This is a genomic window from Saccharicrinis fermentans DSM 9555 = JCM 21142 (assembly GCF_000517085.1).
Taxonomy (GTDB): Bacteria; Bacteroidota; Bacteroidia; order Bacteroidales; family Marinilabiliaceae; genus Saccharicrinis; species Saccharicrinis fermentans.
In genome coordinates, this window is the sequence record NZ_KI912107.1 from 3,804,460 (window position 1) to 3,824,751 (window position 20,292).

The following is a 20,292-nucleotide window of genomic DNA, read 5'->3' on the forward strand; positions in this document are numbered from 1 at the left end:
TCACAGTTTTACAAAATTTTCCAAAATTCGGGAACCTACATCTCCACTCTTCTCAGGATGAAACTGAGTAGCATAAAAATTATCTTTGTGCAATGCCGAACTATAGGGTAAGATATAATGGGTTGTAGCAGCCGTATGCGCTCCCTGCGCCACATAAAAACTATGCACAAAATACACATACTGTCCTTCCAGTGATTGATCAAAAAGACGGCTCTTCAAATTGGTAATTGCATTCCAGCCCATATGCGGCACTTTGATAAAATCGGGATTGGGTTTTGGCAAGTCAAACTTCTTTACTTTCTCCTCAAAGATACCCAGACAATCCACATCTCCCTCCTCTGAATGGCTACACATCAACTGCATTCCCAGGCATATACCCAGAACTGGTTGTTTCAGTTTCACTATCAGTTCGTCCAGATGATGTTCTTTCAGATATTTCATTGTTGAGCTGGCTTCTCCCACACCCGGAAAAATTACCTTATCAGCGTTTATGATTTCCTGCGGGTCAGCAGTAATAACATACTCCACACCCAATCGTTCCAAAGCGAAACTTACCGAACGAATATTACCTGCATTATATTTTATGATGGCTATTTTCACACGTATAAAAATTTATTCTTGATCACAGTACCGTTATTATATGCAACACCTATCATGAAAGCGATAAATGGCCCACTCTCTTTGGTCGCATTCCAACTACTTATTCAGGAGATCTTCAATTTTCAACTTCATGGCATCAAACTCCTCCTGATTAAATAAGCGCGTCATATAAGCGATTGAACCATCTCTATCTATGATTACATTGCGGGTTACACCTGCCTTTTTCAGCGCATAAAGTCCAAAAATAGCAGCTTCCGGATCCAAAGCCAATGGATAAGTTATTCCAGTGGCCGTGGACAAATCATTCAGTTTCTCCAACGGTTCGTCCCTATCTATACCAACCAGAACAAAATCCTTATTTCTATGCACTTGCCATATTTCACTTTCAATAAAAGGCATTTCTTTGCGGCAAACTCCACACCAACTGGCTGTAAACTGTAACATCACCACCTTGCCTTTATGATCAGACAAGCGGAAGGTATCACCGTTATCAAGCACAGTAGTATAATCTGGCGCTTTATCCCCCACCTTAACAATATAACCCCTGTCATCCTCTTTTTTTGTTACACACGAAACCACAAAGATCATATGTATCAATAATAAGGTTGTAATTTTATTCTTCATGACCCAACTAATTAAAAATAATCGTTCTGTTTTTATATACCAATGTTCTTCGTTCAATATGGGCTTTTACCGCTCTCGACAACACAATTTTTTCAATATCTTTTCCTTTTTGAATAAGCGTACTAACCGAATCACGATGCGAAATACGGTTGATATCCTGCTCAATAATAGGACCGGCATCCAGGTCGGTGGTAACATAATGGCTCGTTGCCCCAATAATCTTCACCCCCCTTTTATGCGCCGCATGATAAGGTTTGGCTCCTGCAAAAGCCGGCAAAAAAGAATGATGAATATTGATCACTTTTTCAGGAAAATGGTTGATAAAACTCTGCGAAAGCACTTGCATATACCTGGCTAAAACCACAAAGTCCACTTTATATTTTTTCAATATCTCGAGTTCTTTTTTCTCCTGTTCGTCCTTGGTATCTGCTGTAATTGGAATATGGACAAAGTCAATACCGAACTGCTTTGCAATAGGTTCCAACGTGGCATGATTGCCAATAATAACGGGCACTTCCACCCTAAACTCGCCACTTTGGTAACGGGCCAACAGGTCGTACAAACAGTGTGAGGCCTTTGACACAAAAATAGCCATTCGTGGTATTTCATCCGTAAAGTTCAATGTCCACTTCATTTGATAGGGGTCACCCAAGAACTTTTGGAATGTTGGTCTTATCTCCTCCCGAGGCATGCTGAAATCGGTCAGATCCCATGAAACCCTCATTGAAAAAAGATTTTCATTATGATCCACGTGCTGATCCACACTAATAATATTACCATGGTGCAAGTTAATAAAATCGGTCACCCTGGCCACAATTCCGCTCTGGTCAGGACAATGTATTTTAACAATCGCTGTATTTGTATTATTTTCCATTTTAATACCCATTTCTCTAATATCTACAACAGTTAATCCAATGGCGCTATCCCAATGGCATCATAGACAATATTTTTATAAGCCCGCTAAATTAGCTATTTATTGCAACATCAAAAACAATTAACTGACATTTGTCATACCTCCTTCTTTCACCCTCATTACAATCATACCGTCCAACAGCGCTATAAGCCATACCACCCTGGCCACCGCCTCTCAGTCGCATGTTTAATATCTCCGCACCTTCCATTCAGCGCTGCTTACCTCATTTAATACCCTGAATAAATGACTTTATATGGGCGTGCATATCACCGGCCTCTCCCAACAGCTTAACAAAAGCACTCCCGATGATGGCGCCATCCGCATACTTACAAGTTTCAATGTAAGATGCCCGGTCGCTTATTCCAAAACCAATTAAAGCCGGATTCGTCAGCTTCAGTTTACTCACCCGCTCAAAGTAAGCCAGCTGCTGATCACTTAAACCTTTTTTAGCACCGGTCACCGAAGCCGAAGAAACCATATATATAAAGCCATTGGTCTTTTCATCAATCAGCTTAATCCGTTCTTCGGGCGTTTGAGGCGTAATTAGAAAGACATTGCTCACTCCATATCGATCGAATGTTTCTTTATATTCATCCAGATAAACCTGAAAAGGCAGATCCGGGAGAATGACTCCATCCACTCCCACCTCGCTACATCGTTTAGCAAAATTTTCAATTCCGAACTTATACACGGTATTGATATAGCCCATGAGCACCAACGGCATTTTCACCTTTGTACGAACATCTTCCAGTTGTTTAAATAAGACCTGTAAGCTCATCCCGTTTTCAAGGGCTCGCTGACCACTATGTTGTATTGTTGGTCCATCGGCCAATGGATCGGAAAATGGGATACCAATCTCAACCAAATCAGCCCCCGCTTCTTCCAAGGACTCTAAAATAGGCACTGTATCACCCAGTTGCGGATAACCCGCCGTATAATAAATAGATAAGATATCTTTTTTATCTTGAAATAATTGTTTTATGCGATTCATAACGACCATCATTTAGCTTCGAACACAGAGACCTCATGGCACCGTATTCAGTAACAAAATTTATATTGTATTATTTATCTCTTGGCCAACATCAAGCCCAGTCCCAGTAAGCCTAAAACGCTTACTTTACTATATTTTGTGACTTTCCAGAATTGACTATTATTCAAATAAGTTGACAGGCGGCCAGATAAAATTGAGATAAGACTAAATATCACCAAGGCTTGCACCATAAAAACAGCGCCTAACACCATCATCTGCCAGCCTACCGGCAAGCTATTTTGAACCACAAACTGGGGCAATAGCGCCATAAAAAACAGCACCACCTTAGGATTCAGCACATTCATCAGCAAGCCCTTTCGCAGCAATCTCCAGAAGCCATTCTCTCCCTTACCCTCTTTGGCCTCCAGATGAATCGTTGGTTTCTTCTCTCTCAAAGACTGGTAAGCAAGATAGAATAGATAAGCTGCGCCCATATACTTAAGTACAGCAAAAGCCATTGCTGATTTCTGTATAATAATAGAGACACCCGTTGTAGCAGCAATGGTATGGATCAGTATACCACAACAAAGACCAATAGAAACAGCTATTCCATTGCGATATCCTTTGGTCATGCTCTCTGTCAGTACAAAAATATTATCCGGTCCCGGCATGATAGTTAATAACATGGCTGCGCCTAAAAACGATAGTAAAACCTCCAGTTCCATCAAACTACAATTTAAAACGCTCCATATAAGTACTCATATCCTTATCGCCCCTACCCGACAAAGTGATCACCACACAATCTTCCTTTTTCAACTTCAGTTTTTTCAAGGCAACAAAGGCATGCGCCGACTCCATAGCCGGGATAATACCCTCCAGGCGCGTCACTTCCATGGCAAAATCCAAGGCCTCCTGATCTGTTGCATCCAAGAAGATAGCCCTATCAGTATCCTTTAGGTGCGCATGCTGCGGTCCAATACCTGGGTAATCCAACCCGGCAGAAATAGAGTAAGGCTCAATGATCTGCCCATCCCCATCCTGCATTAAGAAAGTTTTACTACCATGGATAATACCCACGTCCCCCAACGCTATGGTGGCTGCTGTTTCTCCCGAATCAACACCCAGGCCGGAGGCTTCCACCGCCACTAATTTCACTTGTTCGTCGTCTAAGAAATGATAAAAAGAACCCGAAGCATTGCTACCACCTCCAACACACGCAACCACATAATCAGGATATTCGCTTCCTGTTTTTTCCTTAAGCTGTTCCTTTATCTCCTTACTAATGACACTCTGAAAGCGAGCAACCATATCAGGATAAGGATGGGGGCCCACCACCGATCCAATGATATAAAAAGTATCTTCCGGATTACATATCCAATCGCGCAAAGCTTCGTTGGTAGCATCTTTTAATGTTTTGTTACCCGATTCTGCAGCTATCACCTCAGCACCCAGCATTTTCATACGCGCCACATTGGGTGCCTGACGCACCACATCCAAGGCTCCCATGTACACCACACATTTCAACCCCATCAAAGCACACGCTGTTGCCGTTGCCACACCATGCTGACCAGCACCCGTTTCTGCTATGATACGCTCCTTACCCATTTCCTTCGCCAACAGTATCTGTCCCAAGGTATTATTAATCTTATGGGCGCCCGTATGATTCAGGTCCTCCCGTTTTAAATAAACATGCGTATTATATTTCTCTGAAAGTCTTTTGGCATAATACAAAGGAGAGGGGCGACCCACATAATCCTTCAGCAATTGAATATATTCCTTTTGAAATTTATCGGTATTGATAATTTTTAGGTAATTCTTTTTCAGGTTATCAATATTAGGCTGTAACATTTCAGGAATCCATGCGCCCCCAAAACGACCATAATTTCCTTTTTCGTCTGCATTATATTTTGAACTCATCATTTATTATTTTAACTATCCACAAAGTATAATATGCCGCATCATTCTAATTTCACATATATCTCAGCAACATTTATTACACGTATTTATTCTCTTAGCTTACTTACAAAAGCCGAAACCAAGGCTACATCTTTCAAGGCCGGTTCCGTTTCAAATTTACTGTTAATATCCACGGCATAAACATTTAAATGCCTTAGTTTTTTGATACTATCCACATCTTCATGGCTAATTCCTCCGCTTAAAAAAATGGGTTTATGGTTGTTATATTGGTTCAGTATATTCCAATCGAACTTATGTCCACTGCCCCCATAGCCAATAGTCTTGGTATCAAACAAGTAATAATCACACACCTCGGCATAGTCGTCCAGAAGGGTAAAATCAAAGAGCGCATCCACCTGAAACGCTTTGATCACTTCAACCCCCATTTGCCTCACCTTCTTGCACAACGCTACGGATTCATTACCGTGCAGTTGAACGGCGTTTAATGCATACCGCTCAATCGTCTCCGCTATCTTCTGTTCCTTATCATTGACAAAGACACCTGTACGTTGGATACTCCTGGGAAGGTGATACATATTATCAGGTGCATAATCATCACCCATGTATCTGGGCGATTTATCGTAAAAAATAAAACCCATATAATCAGGCCGTAATGTGGCAATCGCATTCATATTATCGCTATTACGCATTCCACATACTTTTATTTTAGGCCGCTTAATCATCTTCTCTTTTATTAGCATGCCCCACCGTTGCTTTGATGGCCGCTGAAAACTGCATACAGGCCTGTCCCGGATTCTTATCCCGCATAAAGTTCTCACCTATTAAAAAGCCCTGAAAACCATGTTCACGCAGCAGAAATATATCCTCCGGAGTATAAATTCCACTTTCTGATATTTTCACTATCTCCTGGGGCATGGCCTTTGCCAAATCAATACTTTGCTGCAAACTAACCTCAAATGTTTTTAGGTTTCTATTATTTACACCCACTACATCTACCAATGGGTTTACCCTATCCAACTCCTCTTTACTATGCACTTCCATCAGGATATCCAAACCCAGATCCTTGGCCAGTTTGGATAACTCTTCCGCTTCGTGATACGATAAGATGGCAGCAATCAACAATATGGCACTTCCTCCAATAGCCTTGGCTTCATAAACCTGATAAGGAGAAATCATAAAGTCCTTACGTAGTATAGGCACCCGAGTCACCTTACGAGCCGCCACCAAGTCACTCTTATTACCCCCAAAAAATTCAGAGTCGGTTAATACAGAGATACCACTTACACCAGCTCTCTCATACATAGGCACGACCTCCTCAACAGTCGACATACTATTAATAACGCCTTTGGACGGTGACATTCTCTTATATTCGGATATAATACCATTGTGGTTTTCATCCTGTAAAAAAGCTTTCAACGAAGGCACTTCCGACCGAAAGTAATCATAACCTTTCAGTTTTTCTACAGTGGTATATTCCTGTTGACGAAGCACTTCAATTCTTTTTTGAGCAACTATTTTATCTAAAATATTCATCTTTTATGGTGTCGGAATTTGAGTATCTGCACATCAGATAACTTGCATTAAAAATAATATGCGCTATCATTCACTTAACGCGACTAATGATTTTAGCGTTTGTTTGGCTCTTCCCGAGAGCAAAGAATCCTTAGCCAAAGCAATGGCATCCTCCACTGATTTGGACTTATCCATACAACTAATGGCCATAGCGGCATTGGCAAAAATAGTCGAATTTTGCGCATCCGTACCCTTACCATCTAATATATTTGTAAATATTTGGGCTGCTTGAGGAACCGTATCTCCCCCAAAAATATCTTCCTGACAAATCCGTTTAAAACCTAAATATTCCGGAGCAATCAATTGTTCACCCTCATTGGTGATCGACTTAAAATCTCCGGTAAGCGAGATCTCATCATAACCGTCCAGACTATGAATGATGGTATAATTTTTATTGGTATCCTGAAACAGATATTGATACAAACGAGCCAACTCTAAACTATACACACCCAGTAACTGGCTATTAGGGAAAGATGGATTTACCAATGGGCCAAGCATATTAAAAAAAGTTTTTAAACCGAGCTCCTTGCGATAAGGAGCCACCGCTTTCATGGCAGGGTGAAACAAAGGTGCATGCAAAAAGCAAATTCCAGCTTTATCCGTTTGTCTTTTTAAAACATCTTCCTCATTACTAAACTTATACCCAAGATATTCCATCACATTGGACGAACCACTGGCCGACGAAACACCATAATTACCATGTTTGGTTACTTTATATCCAGCACCCGCCACTACAAACGAAGATAAGGTGGAGATATTAAAAGTATTTTTTCCATCTCCGCCCGTCCCCACAATGTCAATGGCCTCAAAATCTGAGAGATCCACCTTACAACAAAGCTCCAATAAAGCATCCCGGAAGCCACTTAATTCTTCTACACTTATGGGGCGCATCATATAAACCGAAAGAAATGCAACCACATGAGATCCATTATATTTATCAGCGGCTATATCTATTAATATCTCTTTGGCCTCAGAACGGCTCAACTTTTTATATTCAAAGAGTTTTTTTAGAATATCTTTAATCATAATTTTACAAACTACAAGGTTTTAGACAATAGATTCATTAAGACTTCAACCAATTTTCGATCATTCTTTTTCCATGCTGAGTAAGTATGGATTCCGGATGAAACTGCACCCCTCTCACATCGTATTCGTTGTGATGCAAGCCCATTATTTTACCTTCCTCATCACGCGAAGTGACCGTAAAACAGCTTGGCAAATCCTCCTCGTTCACCACCCATGAATGGTATCTTCCCACATTAATTTCATTGGGCACATCCTTAAAAAGAACCTCATCTTCTGCAATGACAGATACGGGCGTGGCCACACCATGATATACCGTTGACAAGTTAGAGATAGAGCCTCCAAAGGCCTCTGCAATAGCCTGATGCCCCAGACATACCCCTAAGATACTTTTTGTGGCTCCATATTTTTTTATCAAGGGAATTAAAATACCTGCATCACTGGGAATACCGGGACCAGGAGACAACAATATTTTATCATACTTTTCAATTTCATCCAATAAAATCTGGTCGTTTCGTACCACATCTATCTTATAACCCACAATCTCCTCTATATAGTGGACCAGATTATAGGTGAATGAATCATAATTATCAAAAACTAATATTTTTTCCATGTCTGTATATTCAAAACAATTAAAAATCAAAACGCAGCAGCTAACTCCACTGCTTTTTTCAGTGCCCCCAATTTATTATTCACCTCTGCCAACTCACTTTCCGGAACCGATGCCGAAACCACACCCGCACCAGCCTGATAATACAGAGTATTATTTTTACAAAGGAAAGAGCGAATCATAATGGCCTGATTAAAAGAACCATCAAAACCTAACATACCAATACAACCGCCATAATATCCACGGTTTTGGTTTTCGTATTTATCAATCAGCTCCATAGCCTTATACTTGGGTGCTCCCGAAAGTGTTCCTGCAGGAAAAGTATCAGCCATCACCCTACAAGTATTGGAACTCTTCTTGAGCTGCCCCCTCACATCAGATACAAGATGAAGAACGTGAGAATAATATTGTACTTCTTTGTAAGTCTTTACCTTTACTTTTTCACAATTTCGACTTAGATCATTACGGGCCAAATCAACCAACATCACATGTTCAGCATTCTCTTTGGGGTCGTTGCTCAACTGCTCAGCCAGCTCCTTATCCTTAATGTCGTTCCCTGTACGCTTAAAAGTACCGGCAATAGGATTAATCGTCGCCTCACCCTTACGAATCACCAACTGAGCCTCAGGTGAAGAACCTAGTATTTTATAACTTCCATAATCAAAATAATATAAATACGGAGAGGGATTAATATTACGCAAAGCCCTATAAACATTAAACTCATCTCCGGTATACTTACGTTTAAACTGCCGCGAAAGTACGATCTGAAACACGTCTCCTCTAAAACAATGTTCTTTCCCCTTTTTCACCATCTCTATATAATCATGATCACTTACATTAGACACTTCTTCCCCATCCGGATGAAAACTAAAGTTGGGCACCGTACGATTATGCAACAGTTCCATAATTTCGTCCAGCTCACTTTCCTGACCCTCAGGCAAATTTTCTATCAGCTTTATTTGGTTTGAAAAATGGTTAAACGCCAAAACATATTTATAATAATTATACCTGATCTCCGGTATCTCATATGCTTCATCTACCTTATTTTTCAACTGAATCGATTCAAAGTGCTGCACGGCATCATAGGATGAATAACCAAATAAACCATTTACTTTAGGGGCATTGGTGGGCAACTCCACATTAAACAACTTTAAAAAGGAATCCAATTGAGCAGGCACATCCTTTATGGCAGGGCTTTCCCCTTTTTCGATCGTTCCTTCGGGCGAAGTTGTTTCTACTACGCCTTGGCTTACTTTAAATTCAGCAATTGGCTCAAAACATATGAAAGATTGAGAATTGTTGTTACCGTGATAATCTGAACTCTCCAATAATATTGTATTGGGATATAAATCGCGTAGTTTTAAGTAAATGCTGACCGGCGTTATGATGTCTGCTATGTTAGCTGGAACTATCTTTGTTGAACTAATGATATTGATGGACTTCATAAGTCTTTCTGATTTTTAGTGTTTGACCTAGTGAAAAAAAAAATGGCTTACCGAGGTTTCGGCAAGCCATTTTTTATATTTTATATAATAGCGTAGCGTCCTACCTCTTTTCCTTTGAAAAAAGCCAGTGCCACCACCATGTATTGTTCATTATCTTTGTCATTTGCTTATAATTTGTTAGCAAGGGCAAATTTTAGGATATTTTTTGAAATATCAAAATTTATTTTGCTTTTAAATTGTTTTTTTAATTACCCAACACTAGACTGACATCCCCAAAAACACCTCACTCAATATTTGTGAATAGTTCGATCCAAACTCCTTCTTTACCCAATAATACAACGCTTCACTTTCCTCATCACTCAGCCACACAAGTGACTTAACAATCTCTTTTCTAAAACGTCTGGGGTTATTTGCCACCCCTAACAACACTTTTTTTTGATGCTCTAACATGATAAATATTTTTGGTAAAACTGCCTGACTCTTCCGGGGTAGAAAGATCAACATACAACGTTAAATAATTTATATTTGAATGTTATAATGTTATGGATGTTTTCATCCGAAACAAACATCAGAAAGGTCTATTAAAAAAATTGAACGATTTAGCTTAAAATGGTTCAATGCATTCAACCATAAAACATGCCAAACTACATCTTCCAGGCAAAAAAACTCCCCCTTATAGCATCACTAAATTGACTTTTTACCCTTGTAATTTTCTTATTTTATTGTATATTACAGATATAAATAGCCTATCATTACAAATAGTTTTTTTTTACAATTATCACTAATCACCCACAGCTAAAAAATATATTATTCTGTAATTCAGGCAAAAAACCAAAGCTTATGCGTACCCATATTTATCATGTAGATGCCTTTACCAACGAGCTTTTTAAAGGAAATCCAGCCGCGATTGTCAAACTCAAAAAATGGCTTGACGAGGATCTGATGCTGAAAATCGCACAAGAGAACAACCTTTCTGAAACCGCTTTTATCGCTCCGATAGCTGATCAACTGCACATAAGATGGTTTACCCCAACCACCGAAGTCGATTTATGTGGTCATGCCACCCTGGCGGCCGCACACATACTATTTACCCATGAAGATTTTGAAGGAGACCAAGTTTTTTTTCAAAGCAAAAGCGGTACTTTAAAAGTTTATAACAACTTTGAAAACCTCACCTTGGATTTTCCGGCGGACACCATCCAAGCGATAAAGGAATTACCTGAACTAATGAAGCTGGACGCCCAACATGTGGTAAAAGAGGTGTACAAAGGAAAAACAGATTTGATGTTTGTTCTGGATAAGCAAAAGGACATAGAAGAATACCTTCCGAACCTTGCCCTCATCCGCCAATTGAACTGCAGGGGATTAATCATCACTGCCCCAGGAGAAAACACTGATTTCGTCTCCCGTTTCTTTGGTCCTCAAACCGGAATCAATGAAGATCCTGTTACCGGCTCTGCTCACACGACACTCACCCCGTTTTGGGCTGACAGACTAAAAAAGAACAAATTAACGGCTGCCCAACTCAGCAAAAGAGGTGGGAATTTAACCTGTGAACTAAAAGGAGACCGGGTATTCATTGGAGGCACTTGTCAAACATACTTTAAGGGCGAGTTATTCATTTAATTTGCCTGGATTTACAATTTCATAAAACTCGCCGGACGGGATCATCTACTCGTGTAAGAACAATAATTTTATGGCTTGTTTCATCGCTGAAATATATTCCCAAGCCTTCAGTTTATCGCTCTACCCTACCTCGTAAGATGTGATAAAATAATCAAGAGCAGGCGTATAAATAAGACCTCACGTTGACACTACTTAATGATTCATAAACCGGCGAGCTGTTATCTCATCCACCCTTAAACAATATGCTTTTAAAAGACGCTGTCTGTTTTTAGCCACCCTATCATACAACCAGTCGCGCACCGGTCTGGGAATACATCTTAATAGGCGCAATAGGCACAACGGGAATTTAAGATAAGTAGCTATTTGAATCAAGGCATTGCTTTTTACATAGAGCCGTCCGTTTTTCCTTAAAATAACGGCATCCAGATTCTTCCGCCATTCAAGGGGCAACATTCTGCTTGCCACATCCGATTGCAAAGCAGCAAACCTAACAATGGCCTCCTTTTCATAGGTAAGAATAAAGCGCACAGCAAAATTACAAAGACCACAATCTCCGTCATAAAATAAAATAGGATGATCCATATCACTTCTCTTTTGCTCCATCATACAATCACTTAACAACACACCATGCAAAATGTTATTTTCCGACTAACATTGATCATAGTATGATCTACCTATTTTAGTACCTTAGGCTCACAAAATACAGGTGACAATAAAAAACAATACCCACATGGAATTAAGCGATATATACAAACGAAAGAAAAACGACCAGGATATTTTTGCAGAATTAATGGAGTTCAAGGTTAAAGAGGTCCTGCTCATCGCTAACCATTACGATGCTTATTCAATTGTGCGCGAAGGACGCTTTTTTGACCGTATCTATGGGGAATTTTTGCAGTTAAACCTATACACCGCTCCGCGAGTAACATCCGCTTCCAATGCCACAGAAGCACTGGAACTAATAGACAAGCGTCACTTCGACATGGTTATTCTAATGGTGGGACTGGATAAAAAGACACCCATTAGCACCAGCAAAATCATCAAACAAAAAGCGCCTCTTATGCCTTTACTGGCTATGGTTAACAACAATAGCGACCTCCGTTTCTTTGACGAAGCAGGCCCCAATGTTGAATACATAGACAAAGTCTTTGTTTGGAATGGTGACTCAAAGGTATTTCTGGCCATGATCAAATATGTGGAAGATAAAATGAACGTAGCCAACGACACCAGAATAGGTCATGTAAGGGTCATTCTGCTAGTTGAAGATTCACAAAAATATTACACACGCTACCTTCCTTTGTTATACTCCATTATCATGAAACAGACACAGGTAGTATTGGCAGAGGAAGGCTATGACCAAATACATAAGATATTAAAAATGCGTGCCCGTCCGAAAATACTATTGGTAAGTAATTATGAAGACGCCATTGATATTATCGAAAAATACAAAGAATACCTCATCTGTGTGATCTCCGATGTAAAATACAAGCGCCAAGGCATAGATGATGAAAATGCGGGAGTAGAACTCATCAAACATGTAAAATCACTTACCAGCCTACCCACACTATTACAATCCTCCGACCCTTCCAATGCACTTAAAGCCCAAAACATTGGAGCCGACTTTATAGATAAAAACTCAGAGTCACTTTCTCAAGACATCTATGACTTTATCCATCGCAAGCTTGGCTTTGGAAATTTCGTTTTTAAAAATTCAAGAGGCATACAAATATCCGTGGCCCATAACCTGAAAGAATTCATGCGTTGCATACAGCAGGTCTCCGCAGAATCGCTCTTATACCATGCCCGAAGAAATGGCATCAGCACCTGGCTAATGGCTCGCGGAGAAGTCAATATGGCACAAAGACTACGACCATACAGCATTGAAGACTTCGATAGCTCCAACAAATTACGTCAAGCCATTTTAAACGTATTTGAGCAAGTACGCATAGAAAGGTTACGCGGACGCGTTGTACTATTTGATTCCTCACTCGTTAACAGCGACCGGTATATTATTCGCATTGGAGAAGGAAGCTTTGGGGGCAAAGGACGTGGACTGGCCTTTTTAAGTCATTTTGTTGAAAACATCGACTTTAAAAAACTCTTTCCTGACTTGGCAATTCACATCCCACCAACCGCCATTATTGGTGCCGATGAATTTACCAATTTCATCCAAACCAACCAGCTTTACCATAAGATTTACGTACAACAAAAATACGACAGTGCACGTGCGCTCTTTCTAAAAGCCACCTTTTCGGAGCGGATAAAAAATCAGTTACACAAATATGTTGAAGTAATGACCGAACCACTGGCAGTTCGCTCCTCAGGTCTTTTCGAAGACTCTCTATTACAACCATTTGCAGGCGTGTACGAAACTTTTATGCTACCCAATAACCACCCCGACACAGAAGTGCGCTACCAGCAATTAGAGACTGCCATCAAACTGGTATACGCATCCATGTTCAGTCCTTCAGCCAGGGCCTATTTCGAGGCAGTCAATTATAAGATTGAAGAAGAAAAAATGGCTATCATCATTCAAAAGGTAGTAGGAGAAAAGGCACACAACCGTTTTTATCCACATATCAGCGGAATAGCTCAAAGTTACAATTATTACCCCTTTGCCTATATGAAACCCGAGGATGGCTTTGCTGTACTGGGAGTAGGCTTAGGCAAATATGTTGTTGGAGGCGAAAAAGCATGGCGCTTTTGTCCCAAATACCCCAACCTGGAACTCAACGCCATTCATGATCAAATAAAAGATTCACAAACACACTTCTACGCCCTGAATTTAAACACAGAAGAAAATGACTTACTACAATACCAAGAACACTCTTTTGTACAAAGACTTTCCATTAAAGAAGCTGAAGAAGATGGCAACCTTAGACTGTGCGCCTCTGTATATGATTACAACAACGACAGAATCATTCATAACCTCCACAAAAAAGGACCCCGCATCATCAACTTTGCCAATATACTCAAGTATGATTATATACCGCTCGCCAAGTGCTTAGATCTACTATTAAAGTATTTTAAAGAGGCAATGGGAGCCCCGGTGGAAATTGAATTTGCCTTGGATTTAAGTGCCGATAAAAAACCCGCATTTTATTTGCTCCAAATAAAACCACTCATAAGAATAGAAAACAACACAAAAATAAACTTTGACCAAGTGGATGAATCTAGAACTATTCTTGCTTCAAAAAAGGGAATGGGTAATGGCAAAATAGAATACATCAAAGATGTTATTTTTATGAAGCCAGAAATGTTTAAGCGAACCAAAACCGACGAGATGGCCAAAGAAATAGCCGTACTCAATAAAGAAATGGAAAAATCCGGAAAAGAATACTTGCTAATAGGTCCCGGACGATGGGGAACCCGCGACAAATTCACAGGTATTCCAGTGCTATGGTCACAAATTTCCTACGCCAAAGTAATTGTTGAAATGGGACTGGCAGACTTTCCTTTGGACGCCTCTCTGGGGTCTCACTTCTTTCATAATGTGACCTCCATGAATGTTGGATATTTTTCGGTACACCATAACAAAACAGATGAATACGTCAATTTTGATGTCCTTAAAGAACAGAAAGTTATTCACCAAACAGTGTATTTTACACATGTGGAATTTGAACATGAATTACAAATACTCATGGACGGAAAACAACAGAAAGCAGTGGTTATTAGAAAATAACCCTCCTTTAAATTCTAGGACCATAATTTTTAATCATCTAAAATAAAAAGTATATTGCATTTTAGTCTGCCAATGATTGGGCGACCAATTTACAAGGAAGCACTCATCAAAGGTTCTGACTGGCTCATGGGCCCACAACACACAAAGGCTGCATAAGCGAAACAGCCAATAAAGAATAAGAAGTAAAGGGTTCACAAGATGAAGATCATTATACAATGAAAATATTTATGAATAAAAATTAAACTGTCCAAATCATGAATGTATTAAAGATATCACAAAAGAAAAGGATTTGTTTTTACTTTGCAGTGGCCATTATAATGATATCCTGCTCCACCAAGTCTAAGTCACCTGAAATCGTAGTGCAGCCTCTTCAGATGGAAGTCCCTGCACAGATGCAGAGCTTTAGTGAAGAATTACTCTCCGGAGAAATTGCCGACACAAAGATCCACCACCATGCCTTTGTAGGCTCCAGCAAACACACCATCACATTAACCGAAGGTTATATCGATATGTTTATATTTATTCGCGGATATGGTTCGCTACAGTCGGACACCCTAAAATATAATATCGAACCCGAATCCATTGCAATACCGATGGGCAGCACAAGGCGCATACATATTGAAGTACCCGAAGGCGAACCCCTTCACTTTTTACAATTCACCAAACTACTTTCGACACAAGACATTGAAGACCTAAATAATTTCCCCGAAGAGAATAAATACGATTTATTTTTCACTCGCTTTGCCGATTGCGAACCTTATACCGAAAAGATCAAGAGTCCCAACACTACCAGCAGAACAGTACTTCCGGCTGACATCATCCCCCGCGTCTCCCTGGGAACGGTAGAAGCAATGGGGCCTGACGAGGTAGGTGCCCATAAGCATCCCATGTTGGATCAACTTTTTTTAGGACTCACTGACAACGAAGTCGTTGTACACGCAGACAGCGCTTCAACAACATTTAAGCAATACGAACTATTGCATATTCCCATTGGCTCAAGCCATTGGGTTAGTGTAGACGAAAATAAAAGGATGTATTACTTGTGGATGGATTTTTTCTTAACAAAAGAGGGGCAAGAATGGTTAAAAACACACAAACCCTCGAATACCGATAACAATGATTATCCACAAGACGAAGATGCACAATAAAACAAATACCCGTATAGAAAAAAGCCATGTTAAAAAGCCCGCATCGCAATTACCAGTCATCCTGCACAAACAATAAAGGACACAAGGGGTAAGCCGCAGCTTACTCCTTGTGTCCTTTACACATTAGCAGTCCGTCCGCTTTTTTTAATAATAAGACTGGCTACCCGTAGTACTGTTTCCTGTTATAACAATACTACCCTTACCAACCTTTAGTGATTTCTTTTTTGATTTACCCATGGCTCTCAAGTATGAATTACTCGATTTTAAAAGAAAAGCTAAGTCCTCTTTCTCATTCATTTGAACCTTGATATTTCCCTCCGTTGAGCTAAAAGACGAAGAAGCAGTAAACACCACCCGTGTTCCTGTTATGTTTCCTGTTGAAGACTGCACCTCAAACACACCATTGATATTAAACAATTTCACATCCCCATCAAAGGACTTCAACACCATATTACCCTTGGCAACAGACAAACTAGTATCGCCACTGGTAGACTTCAAAGCAACATCACCCTCAACATTTTCCACCTCCAGGCTACCGGTACCACCTTCAACAGATAATTTACCTTGCACATCTTTAACCCGAATAGATCCTTTTGCACAAGCTATATCACATTTGCCATTTACTCCCTTAACATCCACCGAACCAGTCTTTGTTTTAGCCTGCAAATCACCAATAAATTGCGCTACCTTAAAATCACCCGCTGGAGATACGACGCTTATATTCCCTTCACATGCATTCAAAGAAACATGTCCCGATTTAGAAACGACCTTTAGATCACAATCCTTCAATGCAGTCACCTCTACCTTACCCGACTGAGTTTCAGCCTCAACAGCCACACCTGCTGGCAAGGTTAAAATCACCTCACCCCAATGCGATTTCCATTCATCTGGTTTCATGACCACGACACGTAAAATTCCATCCTGTTCATTGATTTCAAAACCATAAGCATTTAAATTCTCCTGTGACTCAATCACCCCTTGAAAAATAACCTCTTCAGAACTATGTCCACGAAGGACTAAAGAACAAAAATCTGCATTCACTTCAACTCTATCAAGCCCTTTGAACACCTTTTGTTTTTCAATAGCTTTTTCTTGTGAATAACCATTGACGCAAAGCAAAATGCCCAGCAATCCCATTGCAAGTTTTCTCATAAATACCATGTATAGTTTAATAATTCTAGCTTTATTTACAAAATGGTACGTGATGAGTTTTTTTTAGTTTCAACTTTTACTTTATTTGTATTTTAGCCTGATTTATTCATGAATTGTCGAAAAGTTGCATTTGCTTTTTATCAAAGCTATAGCTATTCATAATAGATATTTTATGAATAGCTTAGATGTTGAGCACAAAAAATGCCATTTTTTTGATTAAAAACATACCTTCATATAAAATAAAGGTACTAATTTGCTCAAATCAACAACAAACCCTTGTTTTATAAGTAAATTAGTTATTTTTACAATTATCTAATTATCAAAAAGTGGATTTCAGCAAGCTAAAGATTCTATACGTATACAGTAGTCAGGGAATATCGGCCCGAACGCATTTGGTTACCACACAGGGCAAATCGATAGCAAAAACAGGTGCTACCGTTGAATACTATGATATTCCGGGGGTAGGCATGTGGAATTACGTGTCGCACATAGGTAAACTACGCAAATTTGCCAAGGAAGGTAATTACGATTTAATACATGCTCAATTTGGTTACTCAGGATTCACCGCATCCTTTGCCGGAATCAGGCCACTGATCGTTTCATTGATGGGCTCCGACTACAGGCTTGAAAGAATGGCATCCAGGTTAACGCGGTTATTTGCACGCCTATTTTGGGATTGCACAATTGTTAAATCTCAAAAGATGTTTAACAATCTAAAAATAAAAGATGCAAAAATCATCCCCAATGGCATTAACTTTAAACGATTCAAACCCATTGACAGGGAGATAGCGCGCCGACAAGCAGGATTTAGTTCTTCGGCACATGTTTTATGGGTATCCGACCCCCAACGAAAGGAAAAAAACTTTGCGCTTGCCAGAGAGTCCTTCTCTTTTATAGAGACAGAAGACGTTGAATTAACCATTGTCAACAATGTAGAGATAGACAAGGTCCCTTCCTATTACTATGCTGCCGATGTGTTATTGTTAACATCACGCTGGGAAGGATCTCCCAATGTAATCAAAGAAGCCATGGCTTGCTCACTACCCATTGTTTCAACCGATGTGGGAGATGTAGCTGACATCACCAAAGAAGTAGATGGCTGCTTCATTGTGGAAAGTGATCCGGAAGAAATTGCCAATGCTATTGACACAGCGCTGCTCTATGGCAAAAGAACCAATGGCAGAGACAAAGTAAAACACATGGACGTAGAATTTATTTCGGAACGTCTTTTAGAGGTATACAAAAATGTTTTAAAAGAACATACAAAAAAATGAGAGCAAACGTAAGCCATACAAAAAACCCGTTAAAATACACCTCTGTCATTCTTATTTCTTACGCCTTTAGCTTTTTTTTTCTTTCTTCGCTAAAGGCGCAAGACGCTCCATATCATATAGACAACGAGGTAGTATATGATTTTATTGACGAACTAGCCAACAAAGATATTATCCACATTAACAGTGCTGTAAAACCCTATTCACGAAAACAAATCGCGCTTTTTCTGTCAGAAGCAAAAAAGTCCCAGCTCCTAACGCCCCGACAAAGACAAGAGATAAAATTTTACTTAAAAGACTTTAATAAAGAATTAATACCTAATAAAGATTTCAATAAGCGCTTCGACGTCTTTTACCATAGCGATTCCACCTTTAAATTATCCGTCAACGCCATCTTTGGTGGCCGTGGCTATTCCAACGCAAACGGCTTTGAACAGCACAGGTGGAACGGCGCACAGTTCTTCGGATATATGGGCTCTAAGCTTTCTTTTTATGGCAGTCTGCGTGATAACTACGAGAGCGAGGCCATTGGATCACCCACCAACCTGACGCAACACCCGGGCGCAGTCTATAAATTAGGGGCCGACAAGAAAGACTACAGTGAGGCTCGGGGCGGACTAGTATATAGCTGGAACACCGGGAGCATAGGCATTGTTAAAGATCATTTTATCTGGGGGAATAATTACAATGGATCTAATATTTTCTCGGGACACACGCCCAGCTTTGCCCATCTTAAGCTTCACTTAAAACCAACCCAATGGCTTGAAATCAATTACTTGCACGGCTGGCTGGCATCAGAGGTGGTAGACAGTGCTGCCTCCTATAGTCTGTTAAACGATACACGTCGTGTATACGCCAACAAATTTATCGCAGCCAACCTCATCACCATTCAACCCTGGAAAAAATTACATCTCTCAATCGGCAACAGTATTATTTACAGCGACGGCAATGTTAATGCCACCTATTTGATACCCATTTTATTCTATAAATCAGCCGATCACAGTTACAATGGATCAAAAAACAGCGCGGGGCACAATACGCAAATGTTTTTCGACATTAGCAGCAGGCAAATAAAAAACACACATCTATACACCAGTATTTTTATTGATGAAATTTCCGTATCAAACATGTTCAACAAAGACGAACACTCCAATTTTATCAGCATCAAACTGGGAGCCCGTGTTACAGACCTACTCCCTAACATAAGTCTCACTGCTGAATATACCCGAACCAACCCCTTCACCTATACGCACTTCATTCCTTCTTTGACATACGAAAGCAACCATTACACCCTAGGTCATTACCTTAAAGACAACGCAGATGAAGTATTTCTAGCAGCCAGATATAAACCCATCCGCGGCCTAGATATTCAGCTATCGTATACACATAGCAGAAAAGGCAAAGACAACCAAAAAATATTAGAAGAAAGCGGAGCCATAGAGAACCTGTGGGGAGACGGCCGAACAGGCTATTCTTTTATGGAAACTGTACGATATAAAAAAAACGCAGTAAAACTAAAGGCATTGTACCAAATAATAAACGATGCTTATCTTTATGCTGAAATAGAAAGCTATCATATTTCAGGGGAAGATATGGAGACATACACCCCCTTGCCATACTTAAATGATAATAAGATGATTATATTCGGACTTAACTTTGGATTCTAAGGAATATCTACTTAATCCGTTTTTGATACATCCTCTGTTTTCAATACTCAGTCAAAGAAAAACGTATGGTAT

The 20,292-nt window shown here is 39.9% G+C and carries 19 protein-coding genes; 5 read left to right on the plus strand and 14 right to left on the minus strand.

The window, feature by feature from the left end:
• From hisH to CYTFE_RS0115535, 12 genes are all read right to left on the minus strand, one after another.
• Window positions 1–600 carry an imidazole glycerol phosphate synthase subunit HisH gene (gene hisH, locus CYTFE_RS0115475; protein WP_027472533.1) on the minus strand — a complete coding sequence of 200 codons (600 nt, stop codon included), beginning with the start codon at window positions 598–600 and terminating at the stop codon, window positions 1–3.
• 96 nt (window positions 601–696) lie between these two features.
• The gene (locus CYTFE_RS0115480) at window positions 697–1,224 is read right to left on the minus strand and encodes a TlpA family protein disulfide reductase (RefSeq protein ID WP_027472534.1); all 528 of its coding nucleotides are present in this window, start codon (window positions 1,222–1,224) and stop codon (window positions 697–699) included.
• Window positions 1,225–1,231: 7 nt separating this feature from the next.
• The gene (gene purU / locus CYTFE_RS0115485) at window positions 1,232–2,098 is read right to left on the minus strand and encodes a formyltetrahydrofolate deformylase (protein WP_027472535.1); all 867 of its coding nucleotides are present in this window, start codon (window positions 2,096–2,098) and stop codon (window positions 1,232–1,234) included.
• A 262-nt stretch (window positions 2,099–2,360) separates the two neighbouring features.
• A complete protein-coding gene (gene trpA / locus CYTFE_RS0115495) occupies window positions 2,361–3,128 on the minus strand; it encodes a tryptophan synthase subunit alpha (RefSeq protein ID WP_027472536.1) in 768 nt (255 codons plus the stop codon).
• Window positions 3,129–3,202: 74 nt separating this feature from the next.
• Entirely contained in the window at window positions 3,203–3,832 is a 630-nt protein-coding gene (locus CYTFE_RS0115500; RefSeq protein ID WP_027472537.1) for a LysE family translocator, read from the minus strand.
• 4 nt (window positions 3,833–3,836) lie between these two features.
• Window positions 3,837–5,027, minus strand: a complete 1,191-nt coding sequence (gene trpB, locus CYTFE_RS0115505) for a tryptophan synthase subunit beta (RefSeq protein WP_407689930.1) — start codon at window positions 5,025–5,027, stop codon at window positions 3,837–3,839.
• An 83-nt stretch (window positions 5,028–5,110) separates the two neighbouring features.
• Complete coding sequence (locus CYTFE_RS0115510; RefSeq protein WP_235208248.1) at window positions 5,111–5,713, minus strand: phosphoribosylanthranilate isomerase; 603 nt, start codon at window positions 5,711–5,713, stop codon at window positions 5,111–5,113.
• 25 nt (window positions 5,714–5,738) lie between these two features.
• The gene (gene trpC, locus CYTFE_RS26790; protein ID WP_044213579.1) at window positions 5,739–6,557 is read right to left on the minus strand and encodes an indole-3-glycerol phosphate synthase TrpC; all 819 of its coding nucleotides are present in this window, start codon (window positions 6,555–6,557) and stop codon (window positions 5,739–5,741) included.
• Between the two features lie 66 nt (window positions 6,558–6,623).
• Window positions 6,624–7,622: an anthranilate phosphoribosyltransferase gene (gene trpD, locus CYTFE_RS0115520; RefSeq protein ID WP_027472540.1), complete on the minus strand. Its 999-nt coding sequence runs from the start codon at window positions 7,620–7,622 to the stop codon at window positions 6,624–6,626.
• Window positions 7,623–7,659: 37 nt separating this feature from the next.
• Entirely contained in the window at window positions 7,660–8,232 is a 573-nt protein-coding gene (locus CYTFE_RS0115525) for an anthranilate synthase component II (RefSeq protein ID WP_027472541.1), read from the minus strand.
• A 26-nt stretch (window positions 8,233–8,258) separates the two neighbouring features.
• Window positions 8,259–9,674: an anthranilate synthase component I family protein gene (locus CYTFE_RS0115530; RefSeq protein WP_027472542.1), complete on the minus strand. Its 1,416-nt coding sequence runs from the start codon at window positions 9,672–9,674 to the stop codon at window positions 8,259–8,261.
• Between the two features lie 258 nt (window positions 9,675–9,932).
• Window positions 9,933–10,124 carry a hypothetical protein gene (locus CYTFE_RS0115535; protein ID WP_044213578.1) on the minus strand — a complete coding sequence of 64 codons (192 nt, stop codon included), beginning with the start codon at window positions 10,122–10,124 and terminating at the stop codon, window positions 9,933–9,935.
• Between the two features lie 390 nt (window positions 10,125–10,514).
• Here CYTFE_RS0115535 and CYTFE_RS0115540 point away from each other — a divergent pair, with 390 nt between their 5' ends.
• The gene (locus tag CYTFE_RS0115540) at window positions 10,515–11,300 is read left to right on the plus strand and encodes a PhzF family phenazine biosynthesis protein (protein WP_027472544.1); all 786 of its coding nucleotides are present in this window, start codon (window positions 10,515–10,517) and stop codon (window positions 11,298–11,300) included.
• A 192-nt stretch (window positions 11,301–11,492) separates the two neighbouring features.
• On the opposite strand, the gene CYTFE_RS26795 is transcribed toward CYTFE_RS0115540, so the two are convergent.
• A complete protein-coding gene (locus CYTFE_RS26795; protein ID WP_052343228.1) occupies window positions 11,493–11,906 on the minus strand; it encodes a thiol-disulfide oxidoreductase DCC family protein in 414 nt (137 codons plus the stop codon).
• A 124-nt stretch (window positions 11,907–12,030) separates the two neighbouring features.
• On the opposite strand from CYTFE_RS26795, the gene CYTFE_RS0115550 reads away from it, so the two are divergent.
• Window positions 12,031–14,982 carry a PEP/pyruvate-binding domain-containing protein gene (locus tag CYTFE_RS0115550; protein WP_044262843.1) on the plus strand — a complete coding sequence of 984 codons (2,952 nt, stop codon included), beginning with the start codon at window positions 12,031–12,033 and terminating at the stop codon, window positions 14,980–14,982.
• A gap of 254 nt (window positions 14,983–15,236) precedes the next feature.
• Window positions 15,237–16,130: a cupin domain-containing protein gene (locus CYTFE_RS0115555; protein ID WP_052343229.1), complete on the plus strand. Its 894-nt coding sequence runs from the start codon at window positions 15,237–15,239 to the stop codon at window positions 16,128–16,130.
• A 144-nt stretch (window positions 16,131–16,274) separates the two neighbouring features.
• On the opposite strand, the gene CYTFE_RS0115560 is transcribed toward CYTFE_RS0115555, so the two are convergent.
• Complete coding sequence (locus tag CYTFE_RS0115560; RefSeq protein WP_161636286.1) at window positions 16,275–17,282, minus strand: DUF4097 family beta strand repeat-containing protein; 1,008 nt, start codon at window positions 17,280–17,282, stop codon at window positions 16,275–16,277.
• A 326-nt stretch (window positions 17,283–17,608) separates the two neighbouring features.
• Between CYTFE_RS0115560 and CYTFE_RS0115565 the strand changes: the two genes are divergently transcribed.
• On the plus strand, window positions 17,609–18,556 hold the full coding sequence (locus CYTFE_RS0115565; RefSeq protein ID WP_027472548.1) for a glycosyltransferase: 948 nt from the start codon (window positions 17,609–17,611) through the stop codon (window positions 18,554–18,556).
• Complete coding sequence (locus CYTFE_RS0115570; RefSeq protein ID WP_081736010.1) at window positions 18,553–20,220, plus strand: hypothetical protein; 1,668 nt, start codon at window positions 18,553–18,555, stop codon at window positions 20,218–20,220. The genes CYTFE_RS0115565 and CYTFE_RS0115570 overlap by 4 nt, the downstream gene beginning before the upstream one ends.
• Window positions 20,221–20,292 lie beyond the last annotated feature (72 nt).

Bases quoted from the DNA above. Each gene is read 5' to 3' on its own strand.
- trpA (WP_027472536.1), bottom strand. From the start codon at position 3,128: ATGAATCGCATAAAACAATTATTTCAAGATAAAAAAGATATCTTATCT.
- CYTFE_RS0115560 (WP_161636286.1), bottom strand. From the start codon at position 17,282: ATGAGAAAACTTGCAATGGGATTGCTGGGCATTTTGCTTTGCGTCAAT.
- CYTFE_RS0115570 (WP_081736010.1), top strand. From the start codon at position 18,553: ATGAGAGCAAACGTAAGCCATACAAAAAACCCGTTAAAATACACCTCT.
- CYTFE_RS0115510 (WP_235208248.1), bottom strand. From the start codon at position 5,713: ATGCGTAATAGCGATAATATGAATGCGATTGCCACATTACGGCCTGAT.
- CYTFE_RS0115530 (WP_027472542.1), bottom strand. From the start codon at position 9,674: ATGAAGTCCATCAATATCATTAGTTCAACAAAGATAGTTCCAGCTAAC.
- trpC (WP_044213579.1), bottom strand. From the start codon at position 6,557: ATGAATATTTTAGATAAAATAGTTGCTCAAAAAAGAATTGAAGTGCTT.
- CYTFE_RS0115535 (WP_044213578.1), bottom strand. From the start codon at position 10,124: ATGTTAGAGCATCAAAAAAAAGTGTTGTTAGGGGTGGCAAATAACCCC.
- CYTFE_RS0115500 (WP_027472537.1), bottom strand. From the start codon at position 3,832: ATGGAACTGGAGGTTTTACTATCGTTTTTAGGCGCAGCCATGTTATTA.
- CYTFE_RS0115480 (WP_027472534.1), bottom strand. From the start codon at position 1,224: ATGAAGAATAAAATTACAACCTTATTATTGATACATATGATCTTTGTG.
- CYTFE_RS0115550 (WP_044262843.1), top strand. From the start codon at position 12,031: ATGGAATTAAGCGATATATACAAACGAAAGAAAAACGACCAGGATATT.
- CYTFE_RS0115555 (WP_052343229.1), top strand. From the start codon at position 15,237: ATGAATGTATTAAAGATATCACAAAAGAAAAGGATTTGTTTTTACTTT.
- CYTFE_RS26795 (WP_052343228.1), bottom strand. From the start codon at position 11,906: ATGATGGAGCAAAAGAGAAGTGATATGGATCATCCTATTTTATTTTAT.
- purU (WP_027472535.1), bottom strand. From the start codon at position 2,098: ATGGAAAATAATACAAATACAGCGATTGTTAAAATACATTGTCCTGAC.
- trpD (WP_027472540.1), bottom strand. From the start codon at position 7,622: ATGATTAAAGATATTCTAAAAAAACTCTTTGAATATAAAAAGTTGAGC.
- CYTFE_RS0115540 (WP_027472544.1), top strand. From the start codon at position 10,515: ATGCGTACCCATATTTATCATGTAGATGCCTTTACCAACGAGCTTTTT.
- CYTFE_RS0115525 (WP_027472541.1), bottom strand. From the start codon at position 8,232: ATGGAAAAAATATTAGTTTTTGATAATTATGATTCATTCACCTATAAT.
- trpB (WP_407689930.1), bottom strand. From the start codon at position 5,027: ATGATGAGTTCAAAATATAATGCAGACGAAAAAGGAAATTATGGTCGT.